The sequence below is a fragment of the Embleya sp. L77 genome, from assembly GCF_055557415.1.
The window spans coordinates 272,580-287,748 of record NZ_CM145710.1; the positions used below are offsets into that span (position 1 = coordinate 272,580).

The following is a 15,169-nucleotide window of genomic DNA, read 5'->3' on the forward strand; positions in this document are numbered from 1 at the left end:
GTCTCGTCATATACCGAGTGGGATCCACTCGAAGAAGTGATTGTCGGGATAGTTGACGACGCCACGTTTCCCCCGTGGCACGCGTCGCTGGAACCGGTCATTCCGGCGCACCAGCACGAGACCTTCCGCCGCCGCGGCGGGCAACCGTTTCCCGCGGAGCTGATCGCCGCGGCCCGCAAGGAACTCGACGAGTTCGTGCACATCCTCGAAGCCGAGGGGGTGACGGTCCGACGCCCCGAGCCGGTCGCGCAGCGAACGCCCTACGCCACGCGCGACTGGACCAGCACCGGTCTGTACGCGGCCATGCCGCGGGACTGCCTCCTGGTGGTGGGCGAGGACGTCATCGAGTGCCCGATGGCCTGGCGCTCCCGGTACTACGAAACCCTCGCCTACCGGCCGCTCCTGAAGGAGTACTTCCGGACCGGCGCCCGGTGGAGCGCCGGACCCAAGCCCGAACTCACCGACGAACAATACGACTTGACCTGGACCGAGCCGGCCGAGGGGATGCCGACCCGGCTGATCGTGACCGAGTTCGAGCCGACCTTCGACGCGGCCGACTTCCTGCGGCTCGGGCGCGACATCGTCGCGCAGAAGAGCAACGTCACGAACGAGTTCGGCATCGACTGGCTGCGCCGCCATCTCGGTGATCGATACCGGATCCACGTCCTCGAGTTCGACGACACGCACCCCATGCACATCGACGCCACGCTGGCCCCGCTGGCTCCCGGGAAGCTGCTCGTGCACCCCGAGCGGGTGTCGAAGGTACCCGCGATCTTCAAGGGCTGGGACGTGATGCGCGCCCCCCGGCCGGTGATTCCCGACAGTCACCCGCTCTACCTGACCAGCAAGTGGATCAACATGAACGTCCTGATGCTGGACGAGAACCGCGTCGTGGTCGAACGCGACGACGAGCCGATGATCTCCGCGATGAAGGAGTGGGGCTTCACCCCCATTCCGTGCAGCTTCCGCAACTTCAACAGTTTCGGTGGCTCCTTCCACTGCGCCACCCTCGACGTGCGACGCAGCGGCGGACTCGACTCCTATCTCGACCACCCCGGCTGACCCACCGCAGGGAGCACCTCGCCAAGCGTCGTCTCGATCTGGAGTGTGAGATGTCGGACCGCAGCGCCGGACGTATCGAGCTCATGGCAGGGCAGCGGGGCCTGTGGTACGCCCATCGATTCGACCCCGAGAGCCCGATCCTCAACGAGGGCGAGTATCTCGACATCGACGGCTCCCTCGACATCGGCCTGTTCGAGGAGGCATTGCGGCAGACCGTGTCCGAGGCGGAGACCCTGCGGCTGAGATTCTTCGAGGACGAGGACGGGCTCCGCCAGGAGGTCGCCCCGGACCTCGAACATCGCCTGCACGTCGTCGACGTGAGCGCGGACCGGGACCCGCACCGATCCGCGCTGGAGTGGATGAGCGCCGATCTGGCCCGCCCGCGCGACCTCGAACGCGGGCCGCTCGTCACGTTCGCGCTCTTCAAGCTGCACGATCGGCGTTTCCACTGGTACCAGGGCTGCCACCACATCGTGAACGACGGATTCGGCTTTCCCCTGGTGGTCGCCCGCGTCGCCGAGCTCTACACCGCCCTGTTCGAGGGCGGCTCGGCCGACGGCGAACCCTTCGAGTCCGTGCAGGCCCTCGTCGACGCCGATGCGGCGTACCGCGCCTCCCCCGCGTTCGACGAGGACCGCCGGTACTGGCTCGACCTGCTGGCGGACCGGCCCCGCCCGGTGTCCCTGGCCGGCGGGGCGGTGCAAGGACCGGCCCGCGCGCGCCGGCGCGAGACGAGGAACCTGGACCCCGCGGCGGCCGACCGACTCCGGTCCGCCTGCCGCGGCTTCGGAACCAACCTGGCCGGCCTCGCGGTCGCGGCCACCGCGCTCTTCGCCGCCCGGGCCACGGGCGAGACGGACGTGGTCATCGGCTTCGCCGTACCCGGCCGCGGCCCCGGCATCGAGCAGACGATTCCCGGAGTCGTGGCCAACGTGGTCCCCATCCGCCTGTCGGTGCATCCCGAGACGACCTTGGCGGACCTGGTCGACCGAAGCCTTGTCCAGGTCCTGGAGGCGATGCGCCACCAGCGATACCGCTACGAGGACATCCGCCACGACCTCGGCCTCGCCCCGGGGGAGGTGCCCTGGGCGGTCTCCCTGAACGTCATGCCGTTCGACTACCGAGTCACCCTCGCCGGCCGGCCCTTCGTCGCCCACAACCTCGCCACCGGGCCCTTCGAGGAGATCTCCCTGAACCTGTGGGACATCTCGCGCGACGGCAGCCTGCAACTGGCCGTCGACACCGACCCCGACCGGTTCGACGAGCGCACGCACGCCGGCTGCGCGCGCCTGCTCGACGAAGCGCTCGACCGCGTCGTCGACACGCCCGGCAACACCCCGGTGGGCCGAATCGACGTGCTGCCGGCCGCCGTTCGGCGGTTGCTCCTGACCCGGTGGAACCCGCCGTCCGCACCGCTCCCCCCGCGCACCCTGTCCGAGCTGCTCGCCGAGCAGGCCCTGCGCACCCCGGAGCGGACCGCGCTGGTGTACGGGGACACCTCCTTGACGTATGCCGAACTCCGGGCCCGGGCGGGGCGGCTGGCCCGCGTGCTCACCGAGCGGGGCGTCGGACCCGAGCGGTTCGTGGCCGTACTGCTGCCCCGCTCCCCGGCGGGCGTGGTGGCCTTCCTGGCCACGCTCACCGCCGGAGGCGCCTACGTGCCGATCGATCCCGGGTACCCGCCGGAGCGCATCGCGTACATGCTCGACGACGCGCGACCGGCTCTGGTGGTGACGACGGCGGACCTGGCGCGGGGACTTCCACCCGGCTGGACCGGGCCACGGTGTCTGGTGGTGGACGAGGTCACCGGCGCCGCCGACCAGACGCCCCTCGCCGAGTCACGCGACGCACCCGCGCCCGACCTCCTCCCGGCGCATCCGGCGTACGTGATCTACACCTCGGGGTCGACGGGACGTCCCAAGGGGGTGGTGATCGAACACCGGTCGATCGCCCGGTACGTGGCGCACGCCGTCCAGGCGTACGGCGTGGGCGAGCAGGACCGTGTCCTGGCGGCGTACGCCTTCACCTTCGACGGTTCCATGCTCGAACTGTGGGTCTCCCTGGCCGTCGGGGCGCAGATCGTGCTGGCCGACGACGACCAACGGCTCGACGCCGAAGCCCTGCAACGGCTGATGGCCGCCCACCGGGTCACCGTCGCGCATCTGTCCCCGGCCCTGATGCATCTGCTGCGGCCCGACGAACTGCCCGCGCTGCGCACGGTGTCCGCCGGTGGCGAGCGCGTGCCGGCAACGCTCGTGGACCAGTGGGCCGCGGACGGACGAAAGTTCTGGAACGGATACGGACCCACCGAGACCACCGTCGACGCCGCGCAGAAACTGTGTGTCGCGCCCTCCGACGGCCGATCGCCGCCGATCGGCCCACCGGTCACCCACGCCACGGCGTACGTGCTGGACGCCGGTCTGCACCTGCTGCCCCCGGGCGCCGTCGGCGAGCTCTACATCGCCGGACCCGGCCTGGCCCGGGGCTATCTGCGGCGCCCCGGTCTCACCGCCGAGCGCTTCGTCCCGAACCCCTTCGGTGCGCCCGGATCGCGGATGTACCGTACCGGGGACCTGGTGCGCTGGACGTCGGATGGCGATCTGGACTTCGTCGGGCGGGCGGACCGCCAGGTCAAGATCCGCGGCTTCCGGATCGAGCCGGGCGAGGTGCAGGCCGCCCTGGCCCGGTGCGCCGGCGTCGCCGCCGCGCTCGCCGTGGTGCGCGAGGACCCCGGCACCGACAAGCGCCTGGTCGGCTACCTGGTGCCCGCGGCGGGAGCGCGGCCGGACATCGCGGCGATCCGTGCGCAGGTGGCCGGCTTCCTGCCCGACTACATGGTGCCCGCCGCCTTCGTCGTGCTGGACGCGCTGCCGTTGACCACCGCGGGGAAGGTGGACGAGCGCGCCCTGCCTGCACCTTCCCGCCAGGCCCCGAGCGGCGGACGCGAGCCCGGCACACCCGCGGAGAAGGCGCTGTGCGCGATCTTCGCCGAGGTGCTGGGCCTGACCTCGGTCGGCGTCGACGACAGCTTCTTCGCGCTGGGCGGCCACTCCCTGTCGGCGACGCGCCTGCTCACCCGGATCCGGACCGTGCTCGGCCGGGAGACGGGCATTCGGACCGTGTACGAGGCACCGACCGTCGCGGCGCTGGCCGCCCGGCTCGGCACGGCCGGCCCGGCCCGGCCCGCACTGGTCCCGGCGGTGCGGCCCGACCGGATCCCGCTGTCGTTCGCCCAGTCCCGACTGTGGTTCCTTCGACAATTCCAGGGGCCGGTCGCCACGTACAACGAGGGCATGGGGCTGCGTCTGCTCGGTGCCTTGGACGTCGCCGCCCTGCGCGCCGCGCTGCGCGACCTGGTGGGCCGGCACGAGGTACTGCGCACCGTGTTCCCGGCCGACGACGGCCATCCGTATCAGCATGTGCTCTGCGCCGACTCGGTCGACCTCGACCTGCCCGTGGTGCCGATCGACCCGGCCGACCTGGCACAGGACCTGGCCCGGGCCACCCGGCGGGCGTTCGACCTGGAGTCGGAGATCCCGCTGCGCGCGCGGTTGGTCGCCCTGTCGCCCAGGGAACACGTCCTGTTGCTGGTGATGCACCACATCGCCGGCGACGCCTGGTCGTTGCGTCCGCTGTTGGCTGATCTGGGCCGGGCATACACCGAGCGCGCCGCAGGACGGGAACCCGGCTGGGCGCCGCTCCCGGTCCAGTACGCCGACTACACCCTGTGGCAGCGGGACCGGCTCGGCTCGGCGGCGGATCCGGACAGTGTCCACGCCAAACAACTGGCCTACTGGCGGCGGGCCCTGGCCGAGCTGCCGCAGGAGATCAGCCTCCCGTCGGACCGGCCCAGGCCCGCCCTGCCCTCCTACGCGGGCGACTCGGTTCCGCTGGAGATCCCGGCGCACGTGCACCTGGGGCTGGTGAACCTGGCCCGGGCACACGACGCGAGCACGTTCATGGTGCTCCAGGCCGTGCTGGCCGTGCTGTTGTCCAAGCTCGGAGCCGGCGACGACGTCCCCATCGGTGCGCCGGTGGCCGGACGTCTGGACGACGCGCTGGAGGACCTGGTGGGGTTCTTCACCAACACCCTCGTGGTGCGTACGGACCTGTCGGGAGATCCGACCTTCACCGAGTTGCTCGCCCGGGTGCGGGAAACCTGCCTGGACGCCTACGCCCACCAGGATGTCCCCTTCGAACTGCTGGTCGGCGACCTGGCGGTGGAGCGTTCCCTGGCCCGGCATCCCCTGTTCCAGGTGGCGCTCGTGCTGCGCAACACTCGCTCGGGCGAACTGGTGCTGCCCGGCATCGAGGTGCACTCCGAGTCGGTGTGGACCGGCATGTCCCCGTTCGACCTGGTGGTGGAGTTCGACGACGAGTCCGCCGGGTCGCAGGGCCCCACCGGACTGAGCGGCGCCCTGCTCTTCGGCACCGACCTGTTCGACCGGAGCACCGCGTTGTCCATCGCGGACCGGCTGCGGCGCCTGATCGCACAGGTGGTGAGCGAGCCCACCCGCCGGATCGGCGCGTTCGAACTGTGGGCGCCCGGCGAGCGCGAGCGGGTGGTGCGGGACTGGAACGACACGGATCACCCGGTCGTCGAGACCACGCTGCCGGCCCTGTTCGAGTCCCGGGTCGAGCAGGGCCCCGAGCGCACGGCGGTCACCGCGCCCGATGGGAGCATGACGTACCGCGAGTTCAACGCCCGGGTGAACCGGCTGGCGAGGCTGCTGGTGGCCGCCGGGGTGGGGCCCGAATCCGTGGTCGCCCTGGCCGTGCCGCGCTCGCTCGACCTGGTGGCTGCGGTGTGGGCGGTGCTCAAGGCGGGTGCGGCGTACCTGCCGCTGGATCCACAGTATCCGGCCGAGCGGATCGCCTTCCTCCTCGACGACGTCCGGCCGGCCCTGCTGCTGACCACCGTGCGCACGAGTGCGGAACTGCCGCCCGGCGTCCCGCGCCTGCTCCTGGACGAGCCGCGGACCGGCGCCGCGGCGGCCGCCGAGTCGGCCGACGACCTGCGCGACGACGAACGGACCGGGCCGTTGTCGGCGCTGCACCCGGCGTATGTGATCCACACGTCCGGCTCGACCGGCAGGCCCAAGGGCGTCACCATGGGTACGGGTGCGATGGTGAACCTGGTGCAGGCGCACGCCCGGTGGGTCCGGCGGGAGCGGACGGGCATCGGCGGTCCGGTGGCGCAGTTCGCGGCGATCAGCTTCGACGTCTCGGCCTGGGAGATCATCGAGACCCTCACCTCCGGCAGGCACCTGGTCGTCCCCGACGACGAGGTCCGGCGCGACCCGGCGGCGTTCACCAGATGGCTGGACAAGCACGAGGTGGAGCAGTTCTGCGCGCCGAACGTGATGGTGGAGGCGGTGTGCGAGGCGGCCCTGGCCCAGGGGTTGGCACTGCCGGCACTGCGCGACATCGGACAGGGCGGCGAGGTGCTGCGACTGACCCCCGGGGTCCGGGAGTTCCTGTCCGCGCGGCCGAAGGTGCGGCTGCACAATCTCTACGGCCCCACCGAGACGCATCTGGTGACCGCCTTCTCGCTGCCGGCGGACCTGACGCACTGGGAGTCCTCGACCGCGCCGTTGGGAGCGCCGATCTGGAACACCCGGATGTACGTGCTGGATCGGACCCTGCGGCCGGTTCCGCCGGGCGTGACCGGTGAGTTGTACATCGCCGGCGCGGCCCTGGCCCGCGGGTACTGGAATCGTCCCGGCCTGACCGCCGACCGGTTCGTGCCGAACCCCTTCGACGGCCCCGGCCAGCGCATGTACCGCACCGGCGACCTGGTGCGTTGGTCCGGCGACGGCCGGTTGGACTATGTGGGCCGCGTCGACGATCAGGTCAAGGTGCGCGGGTTTCGGATCGAGCCCGGCGAGGTGGAGGTGGTGCTCGCCCGGCACCCGGATGTCGACCGGGTCGCGGTCGTCGTGCGCGAGGACCAGGCGGGAGAGAAGCGGCTGGTCGCCTACGTCGTACCGGCCGCGGGCACCCGTCCGGATCCGGTCGCGCTGCGCCGCTTCGTGGCCGAGTCGGTGCCGGACTTCCTGGTGCCCACCGCGGTGCTGATCCTGGCCGACCTGCCGCTGACCGTGAGCGGCAAGGTCCATCGCAGGGCGCTGCCCGCCCCGGACTTCACGCAGTTCGCCTCGACCCGGACACCGGATACGCCGGAAGAGGAGGCCCTGTGTGCGCTGTTCGCGGACGTACTGCGATTGGAGCGGGTCGGACCGGACGACTCCTTCTTCGACTTCGGCGGTCATTCGCTCCTGGCCACCCGACTGACGAGCCGGATCCGCACCGTGCTGGGCATCGACGTCGAGGTGGGCGCGGTGTTCGAGGCGCCGACGCCGGCGGCGCTGGCCGCCCGGATCAAGGGCACGAAACGTTCGCGCCGGCCGGCGTTGCGGCGGATGCCCCGCCCGGGGCCCGCGGCCGAAGAACGGAGCGACGGCTCGTGATCCACTCGGACCGCACCCACATGGGGTACCGCTGATGATTCCGCTGTCGTACGCGCAACACCGGATCTGGTTCCTCAACAAGCTGGACGACGGGACGGGCTACCGCATCCCGTTGGTGTATCGACTCGTCGGGGAGCCGGACGTGGCGGCGCTGCGGGCCGCGTTCACCGACGTCCTGGCCAGACACGAGAGCCTGCGCACGGTCTTTCCCGAGGCCGACGGCACCCCCCGCCAGGTGGTCCTGGAGGACTCCGCGGCCTGGCCCGTCCTGGCGGTCGAACGAATTCGGCCGCCGGAACTGCCCGCGGTCCTTCGAGCCGCGGGAGCGCACGTCTTCGACCTCACCACCGAAGCGCCCGTGCGGTTCACCCTGCTCTCGCTCGGACCGGACGAGCACGTCCTGCTGATCCTCCTGCACCACATAGCGGCGGACGGCTGGTCGCGAGAACCACTCCTGCGCGACCTGGCGACCGCCTATGGGGCGCGGTGCGCGGGGCGGGCGCCGGGCTGGGATCCGCTGCCGGTCCAGTACATCGACTACACCCTGTGGCAGCGTGAACTGCTCGGCGACGAGGCTGATCCGAACAGTCTGATCAGCGAGCAACTGGCCTACTGGCGCGGCGCCTTGGCCGGCATCCCGGAGAATCTGTCGCTGCCCGTGGACCGGCCGCGGCCGGCCGCGGCCTCCCATCGCGGCGAGACGATCCCGATGCTGATCGCACCGCGAACGCACCTGGCCCTGATCGAGCTGGCCAGACAGGAGCGGGTCAGTCTCTTCATGGTGTTGCAGGCCGGGCTCGCCGCCCTGTTGACCCGGCTGGGCGCCGGCACCGACATCCCCATCGGCTCGGCCGTCGCCGGCCGGTCCGACGAGGCGATGGACGATCTGGTGGGGATGTGCGTCAACACGCTGGTGCTGCGCACCGACACCGGCGGTAATCCGTCGTTCCGGCAACTCCTGGCCCGGGTACGGGAGACGGATCTGGCGGCGTACGCACGTCAGGACGTGCCGTTCGAACGGCTCGTCGACGTGCTCGCCCCCTCCCGTTCGGCGGCGTGGAACCCGCTGTTCCAGGTCATGCTCGTCCTGGAGGACCGCACCACCAACCTCCCCTACCTCCCGGGCCTGCCGGCCACCGAGGAACCGATCGACAACCCGGACTCGAAATTCGACCTGTCGCTCCATCTCCGGGAGCGACAGACCGACGACGGCAGCCCCGACGGCCTGGAAGGCGGCCTGGAGTTCGCCCGCGATCTGTTCGACTCGATCACCGCCGAACACATGGTCGAACGGCTGGAGTCGGTGCTCGCGGCCATGGCTGCGGACCCGGACCGCTCCATCGGCGACGTGGAGATTCTCCGGCCCGGTGAGCGCGGCGCCCTCCTCGGCGCGTGCCGCCCGGCCCCGGCTCGAACCCGGGAGCAGTTGCTCCCCGGGCTCTTCGAGGCGCAGGTGGCGCGTACTCCGGAGGCGACGGCACTGATTGCCGGACAGGCACGGACGACCTACCGGGAACTGAACGCGCGGGCCGACCGGCTGGCCCGATGGCTGACCGGCCGGGGTATCGGCGCCGAGGACATCGTGGCGCTGCTGCTGCCCCGCTCCATCGAAGCGGTCGTCGCCATGCTCGGCGTGCTCAAGGCCGGCGCCGCGTACCTGCCCGTGGACCCGGATTACCCGGCCGCCCGGATCGCCTTCATGCTCACGGACTCGGCGCCCACGCTGCTCATCACCACGGGGTGCGCGGCCGGCCCGGCCGGGGCGGGCACCGTCCCCGTTCTGGACATCGCCGCCTGGCAGCACGAGGCGGCGGATGTGCCGCCCGAAGCGGGACCGACCCGCAGCCCGCGGGCCGGTGTGCCGCACGAGGCGAACGCCGCCTATGTGATCTACACCTCCGGTTCCACCGGCCGCCCCAAAGGCGTGGTGGTGGAACACCGTTCCCTGGCCGCCTATGTGGAACAGGCACGGGCGGCGTATCCGAGCGCGGCCGGGTCGAGCCTGGTCCATACCTCGCTGTCCTTCGACCTGACGGTGACCGCCCTGTACACCCCGCTGGTGAGCGGCGGGCACGCGCGGTTGGACGAGTTGGCCGGGCCCCACACCGGCCCGCTCCGCCACTCCCTCTTGGACGTCACGCCGAGCCATCTCGACCTGATGGCGGCGATGCCGGTGGATCCGTCGCCGACCCGATGCCTGTTGATCGGCGGTGAGGCGTTGCGCGGGGAGTCGCTGGCCAGGTGGCGGGAGCAACACCCGGACGTCGTGGTCCACAACCTCTACGGCCCCACCGAGGCGACCGTGGACTGCGCCCGGTTCCGGCTCGACCCGGGCGAGCCCACACCGCCCGGACCGGTTCCCATCGGCGGCCCCCACGAGGGCCTGAGCATGTACGTCCTGGACGAGCGGCTGCGCCCGGTGCCGAGCGGCGTTGCGGGCGAACTGTACGTGGCGGGTCCGGCCCTCGCGCGAGGCTATCTGGGCCGGTTCGCGCTGACGGCCGAGCGTTTCGTGGCGGATCCGTTCGGCCGGGCCGGTACCCGGATGTATCGCACCGGTGATCTGGTCCGCCTGCGCTCCGACGGCGAACTCGAATACGTCGGGCGGGCGGACCACCAGATCAAATTGCGCGGCCACCGCATCGAGCCGGGCGAAGTGGAGGCCGCGCTGCTGGCCCTGCCCGGGATCTCCCGGTGCGCGGTCGTGGTCCACGAGCGTTCTTCCGACGACAGACGCCTGATCGGGTATGTCGTCCCGACCGGTCCGGTCGCGAGCGTGAGCCCGGCAGCCGTCCGGGCGGCCCTCGCCGACGCACTGCCCGCGCCGATGGTCCCCTCGGCCGTCGTGGTCCTTGCCCAACTGCCGGTCACGCCACACGGCAAGCTCGACCGCGCCGCTCTTCCGCCGCCGGAGACCGACGCACCGGTCGGTGACCGGCGGGCGCCGCGTACCCCGGCGGAGGCGTCGCTGTGCCAGGTGTTCGCCGAGGTGATCGGCGTCGACACGGTCGGCATCGACGACGGATTCTTCGAGTTGGGCGGGCACTCGCTGCTCATGCCGCGGTTGCTCACCCGGGCCAAGGAGGCCCTGGGGCTGGAACTGACCCTGAAGCAGTTGTTCGTGCGACCCACCGTGGCGCAGCTGCTCCGGGACCAGCCCGCGACGGCGGACCTGCTCGGCCCGCTGATCCGCCTACGCGGCGGAACGGGTCGGCCGCTGTGGTGCATCCATCCGGGGAGTGGCCTGGGCTGGAGTTACGCGGGCCTGCTGCCGTACATTCCGGCCCGACACCCGGTGTACGCCCTCCAGGCGCGCGGCCTCGACGGCTCCACCGCCCTGGCCGGCAGTTTCCCCGAGCTCGTCCGGGACTACTGCGCGCGGATCGTCGACATCCAACCGAACGGGCCGTATCTGCTCGCCGGTTGGTCCTTCGGCGGAGCCGCGGCCCATGCCGTCGCGGTCCGACTGCGCGCGTCGGGGCATGCGGTCGCTCTGCTCGCCGCCATCGACGCCTGGCCGGCGGGCGCCCGTACCGATCGCGACACCGAAGAGCCCTCCGACGTCCGGCTGGTGGCCTTCGACGGCGGGGAGGCGATGGCGGCCCTGGACGAGGAGTCGGTGGCCGCGCTGCTGCGGGCCACCGGCAACAACATCCGCCTCCTGCAGGATCCGGGGATCGTCCCGGAGTTCTTCGACGGCTCGCTGCTGCTCTTCGAGGCCGCGCCCGGCGGCCGAGGAACGCAGGCCGGGCAACGGTGGCGGTCCTGCATCGGCGGGGACATCGCGGTGGTGCCGGTGGACAGCGAGCACCTGCGGATGATGCGCCCCGCGGCGCTGCGCGTGATCGGACCGGTCCTCGCCCGGGCGTTGCGATCGACGATGCCCCTGTCGCCGGCGATCAAGGAGCGGATCTGACATGTGCGGCATCACCGGGTCCATGGTCCTGCACAACGCTCGACCGACGACGGCCGAGGTACTGGAGCGGATGAGCGATACGTTGACGCACCGCGGCCCGGACGCGGCGGGCACCCTGATCCGGGACGGCGTGGCGCTGGCCTGCCGCCGACTGAGTCTGGTCGACCTCGCCGGCGGCGGGCAGCCGATGTCCAACGAGGACGGCAGCGTCACGATGGTGTGCAACGGCGAGATCTTCAACCACGTCGAGCTGCGCGCCCTGTTGCTCGCCCGGGGCCACCGATTCGGGTCGTCCTGCGACGTCGAGGTGATCCTGCACCTCTACGAGGACGAGGGGCCCGAGCTGTTGGCGCGACTCAACGGCCAGTTCGCGTTCGCGATCCACGACCGGCGCAGGCGACAGCTCTTCCTCGCGCGCGACCACGCCGGGATCGCTCCCCTGTACTACACGGACACCGGCGGGCACTTCGTCTTCGGATCGGAGATCAAGTCGATCCTGGAACACCCCGGCGTACCGCGCGACGTGGACCTCACCGGTCTGGACCAGGTCCTCACCTTCCCCGGGCTGGTGAGTCCGCGCACCATGTTCCGCGGCATCGAGAGCGTGCGCAACGGCCACTACCTGATCGTGCGGGACGGTGTCGTCACCGACCGGTGCTACTGGGCCCTGGACTACCCCCACGACGACGTCGCGCACCGGCCCGACGAGTTCTACCCGGAACACCTGCGTGAACTGCTCACCCGGGCCGTTCGGCTCCGGATGCGGGCCGACGTCGAGGTCGGTTTCTATCTCAGCGGCGGCCTCGACTCCTCGCTGATCGGCGCGCTGGCGTCGCAATCGGGACCCCCCGCCCACTCCTTCTCCATCACCTTCCCCGACGCGGCCATCGACGAGTCCGGGTATCAGCGCCTGATGGCGACCAAGGTGGGGTCCGTGCACCACGAGGCGGTCTTCACGGAGCAGGACACCGTCGCCGAACTCCAGCGCATGGTGCGCCATGCCGAGTGCCCGGTGAAGGAGACCTACAACACCTGCTCGCTGGTCCTGTCGGCGCTCGCGCGAGAACACGGCGTCAAGGCGATCCTGACCGGCGAGGGGGCCGACGAACTCTTCGGCGGGTATCCCGGGTACCGGTTCGACGCGGGCGGGCGCGGCCCGGTGGTGTCGGGCGATCCGCTGGAGGACGCCTTCGAGGACGACCTTCGCGCCCGGCTGTGGGGCGACCCGGAGCTCTTCTACGAGCGCCGGTACCACGCGTGGCGGGACGCGAAGTTCGAGCTCTACTCCGAGCAGGCCCGGGCCGCCTTCGAGGAGTTCGACTGTCTGCACCACCCGGTCGTCGACCACGAGCGCCTGGTGGGCAGGCCGCGGCTCAGTCAGCGCTCCTATCTGGACTTCACCCTGCGACTGTCGGACCACCTGTTGACCGACCACGGGGACCGGATGGCCCTGGCCAATTCCGTGGAGGCCCGCTACCCGTTCCTCGACCGCGCCGTGCTCGATTTCGCCACGCAGGTTCCCAACCGGCTCAAGGTGGGCGCGCGGGGCGAGAAGCTCGTGCTGAAACAGGCCGCGGAGGGACTGGTCCCGCCGGAGATCATCCGCCGGGAGAAGTACGGGTTCCGCGCGCCCGCGAGCCCTCGGCTGCTCCGGCGCAACGTCGAATGGGTCGACGACCTGCTGTCCCCGGCGCGCATCGCCCGTCAGGGTTACTTCGATCCGGCGGTCGTGGAGCAGTTGCGCTCGCGCAGCCTGGACGCGGGCTTCGACCTGCATCCGCACCTGGACGACGATCTGTTGCTCGTCGTCCTGACGTTCGGAATTCTGCTGGACACCTTCAACCTTCCCGGTCACGTGTGAACGCGGGTCGAGCAAAGGAAACCGCAATGGCGTTCGAACCGATCCAGTCGCTTGTCGCCCGCGCGATCGACCGCTTCCCCGACCGATTCGCCGTACAGACCGCGCACGGCTCGCTGCGCTATCGCGAACTGGACCAACGCGTCGACGCCGTCGCGGCCGAGCTGTATCGGTGCGGAGCCCGAGCCGGCTCCGTCGTCGCGGTCCTCGCCGGCGACCGGGCCGAGCTGACCGCGGCCCTGCTCGCCGTCCTGCGGCTGGGCGGTGTGGTGGTCCCCCTCGACGTGGACACCCGGCCGGATCGGCTGGGCTGGATGCTGCGCGAGGCGGACCCCGATCTCCTGGTCGTCGGCGCCGACGACGGCGACCTCGCGGAGGACGTGCGCGACACGTGCGACCGGGCCACCCTGGTCGATCTCGGCACGGTCAAGGACCGACCCGGGAACGACTACCCGCCCCACGTGCCGGCACCGGACGATCCCTGCTACCTGTTCTTCACCTCCGGCTCCACCGGCCGACCCAAGGGGATCCTCGGCCGGCTGAGCGCGGTGGACCACTACATCCGCTGGGAGGCGGAGCTGCTCGGCGCCGGTCCCCAATGGCGGGTGGGCCAGCTGATCTCGCCCGCGTTCGACGCCGTGCTGCGCGACCTGCTCCTGCCGTTGAGCGTGGGCGCGACGGTATGCGTGCCGGCCGAGGACGTCCGGCTCGACCCGGTCGCCCTGTGCCGGTGGCTGGACCGGGAACGGATCGATCTGATCCACTGCGTGCCCTCGGTCTTTCGCGCCCTGGCGGGCACGATCGACACGGTCCGGCCGGGGTTCGAGGCGCTGAAGTGCGTGGCCCTGTCCGGCGAGCGCGTGCTGCCCGCCGACGCCGCCGGCTGGTTCGACCGCTTCGGCGAGCGGATCCGGCTGCTGAACCTCTACGGGCCCTCGGAAACCACCATGACGAAGACCTTCCACTTCGTCACCGCCGCCGACGCCCGGGGCAGGTCCGTCCCGATCGGACGCCCGATGCCCGACACCGTCGTCCTGCTGCTCGACGAACGCGGCCGGGAGGTACCACCGGGGCGGGTCGGCGAGATTCACCTGCGTACGGCCTACCGCAGCCTCGGGTACCACCGCAGGCCGCAGGAGACCGAACGCGCCTTCATCGCCGACCCCACCCGGCCCGGTGACGACGAAGTCGTCTACCGGACCGGGGACTTCGCCCGCCTGTTGCCCGACGGCACGCTCGACTTCCTCGGCCGCCGGGACCGACAGGTCAAGGTCGGCGGCGTGCGGGTGGAGCTGGACGGGGTGGAGCAGCTCCTGCGCGAGGACCCGTCGGTCGCCGAGGCGGCCGTCGTGTCGGTCGAGCCGGGCGACGCCCCGCCGTACCTGTGCGCGTTCGTCGAGACCGGCACCGGGACGGACTCCGAGGAACTTCGCACTCGGCTGAGCGAGCATCTGCGCGCACACCTGCCGGACGGCGCGATCCCGGCGGTGATCGTGCCGCTGGAGCTCATCCCGCGCACCATCAGCGGCAAGATCGACCGCAAGGCGCTCACCGTGCCCGTGCGGTCCCCCGCCCGACCCGACGCGGACGCCGTCGCACCGCGCACCGCCACCGAACGCACGATCGCCGGGATCTGGGCGCGTACGCTGCCGGCCCCGGTCGACGACGTGCGCACCCGGTTCTTCGACGTGGGCACCTCGCTGGCCGTGATCTCGGTACTGGCGCGGCTGACCGAGGAGTTCGGGGTGTCCGTCCCGCTGGCGGACTTCCTGGCGAACCAGACGATCGAGGGCCTGTCGAACCTGGTCGAGCGCTTGCTGCTCGCCGACGACGACGCCGACGACGACCTCTTCGGGAGCTGAC

At 71.4% G+C, this 15,169-nt stretch carries 5 protein-coding genes; all 5 read left to right on the forward strand.

Going from position 1 to position 15,169, the window contains the following annotated elements:
- Window positions 1-36: 36 nt before the first annotated feature.
- Window positions 37-1,062 (forward strand): amidinotransferase, encoded by a 1,026-nt coding sequence (locus ACZOOI_RS31155; RefSeq protein ID WP_465282898.1) that lies wholly within the window; start codon window positions 37-39, stop codon window positions 1,060-1,062.
- 83 nt (window positions 1,063-1,145) lie between these two features.
- Window positions 1,146-7,532: an amino acid adenylation domain-containing protein gene (locus tag ACZOOI_RS31160; RefSeq protein WP_465282899.1), complete on the forward strand. Its 6,387-nt coding sequence runs from the start codon at window positions 1,146-1,148 to the stop codon at window positions 7,530-7,532.
- A gap of 34 nt (window positions 7,533-7,566) precedes the next feature.
- The gene (locus ACZOOI_RS31165) at window positions 7,567-11,448 is read left to right on the forward strand and encodes a non-ribosomal peptide synthetase (protein ID WP_465282900.1); all 3,882 of its coding nucleotides are present in this window, start codon (window positions 7,567-7,569) and stop codon (window positions 11,446-11,448) included.
- A 1-nt stretch (window position 11,449) separates the two neighbouring features.
- The gene (gene asnB, locus ACZOOI_RS31170) at window positions 11,450-13,309 is read left to right on the forward strand and encodes an asparagine synthase (glutamine-hydrolyzing) (RefSeq protein WP_465282901.1); all 1,860 of its coding nucleotides are present in this window, start codon (window positions 11,450-11,452) and stop codon (window positions 13,307-13,309) included.
- 26 nt (window positions 13,310-13,335) lie between these two features.
- Window positions 13,336-15,168 carry a non-ribosomal peptide synthetase gene (locus ACZOOI_RS31175; protein WP_465282902.1) on the forward strand — a complete coding sequence of 611 codons (1,833 nt, stop codon included), beginning with the start codon at window positions 13,336-13,338 and terminating at the stop codon, window positions 15,166-15,168.
- Window position 15,169 lies beyond the last annotated feature (1 nt).

Excerpts from the sequence above, each read along its gene's own strand:
- ACZOOI_RS31160 (WP_465282899.1), top strand. The coding sequence starts at position 1,146 with ATGGCAGGGCAGCGGGGCCTGTGGTACGCCCATCGATTCGACCCCGAG.
- ACZOOI_RS31165 (WP_465282900.1), top strand. The coding sequence starts at position 7,567 with ATGATTCCGCTGTCGTACGCGCAACACCGGATCTGGTTCCTCAACAAG.
- asnB (WP_465282901.1), top strand. The coding sequence starts at position 11,450 with ATGTGCGGCATCACCGGGTCCATGGTCCTGCACAACGCTCGACCGACG.
- ACZOOI_RS31175 (WP_465282902.1), top strand. The coding sequence starts at position 13,336 with ATGGCGTTCGAACCGATCCAGTCGCTTGTCGCCCGCGCGATCGACCGC.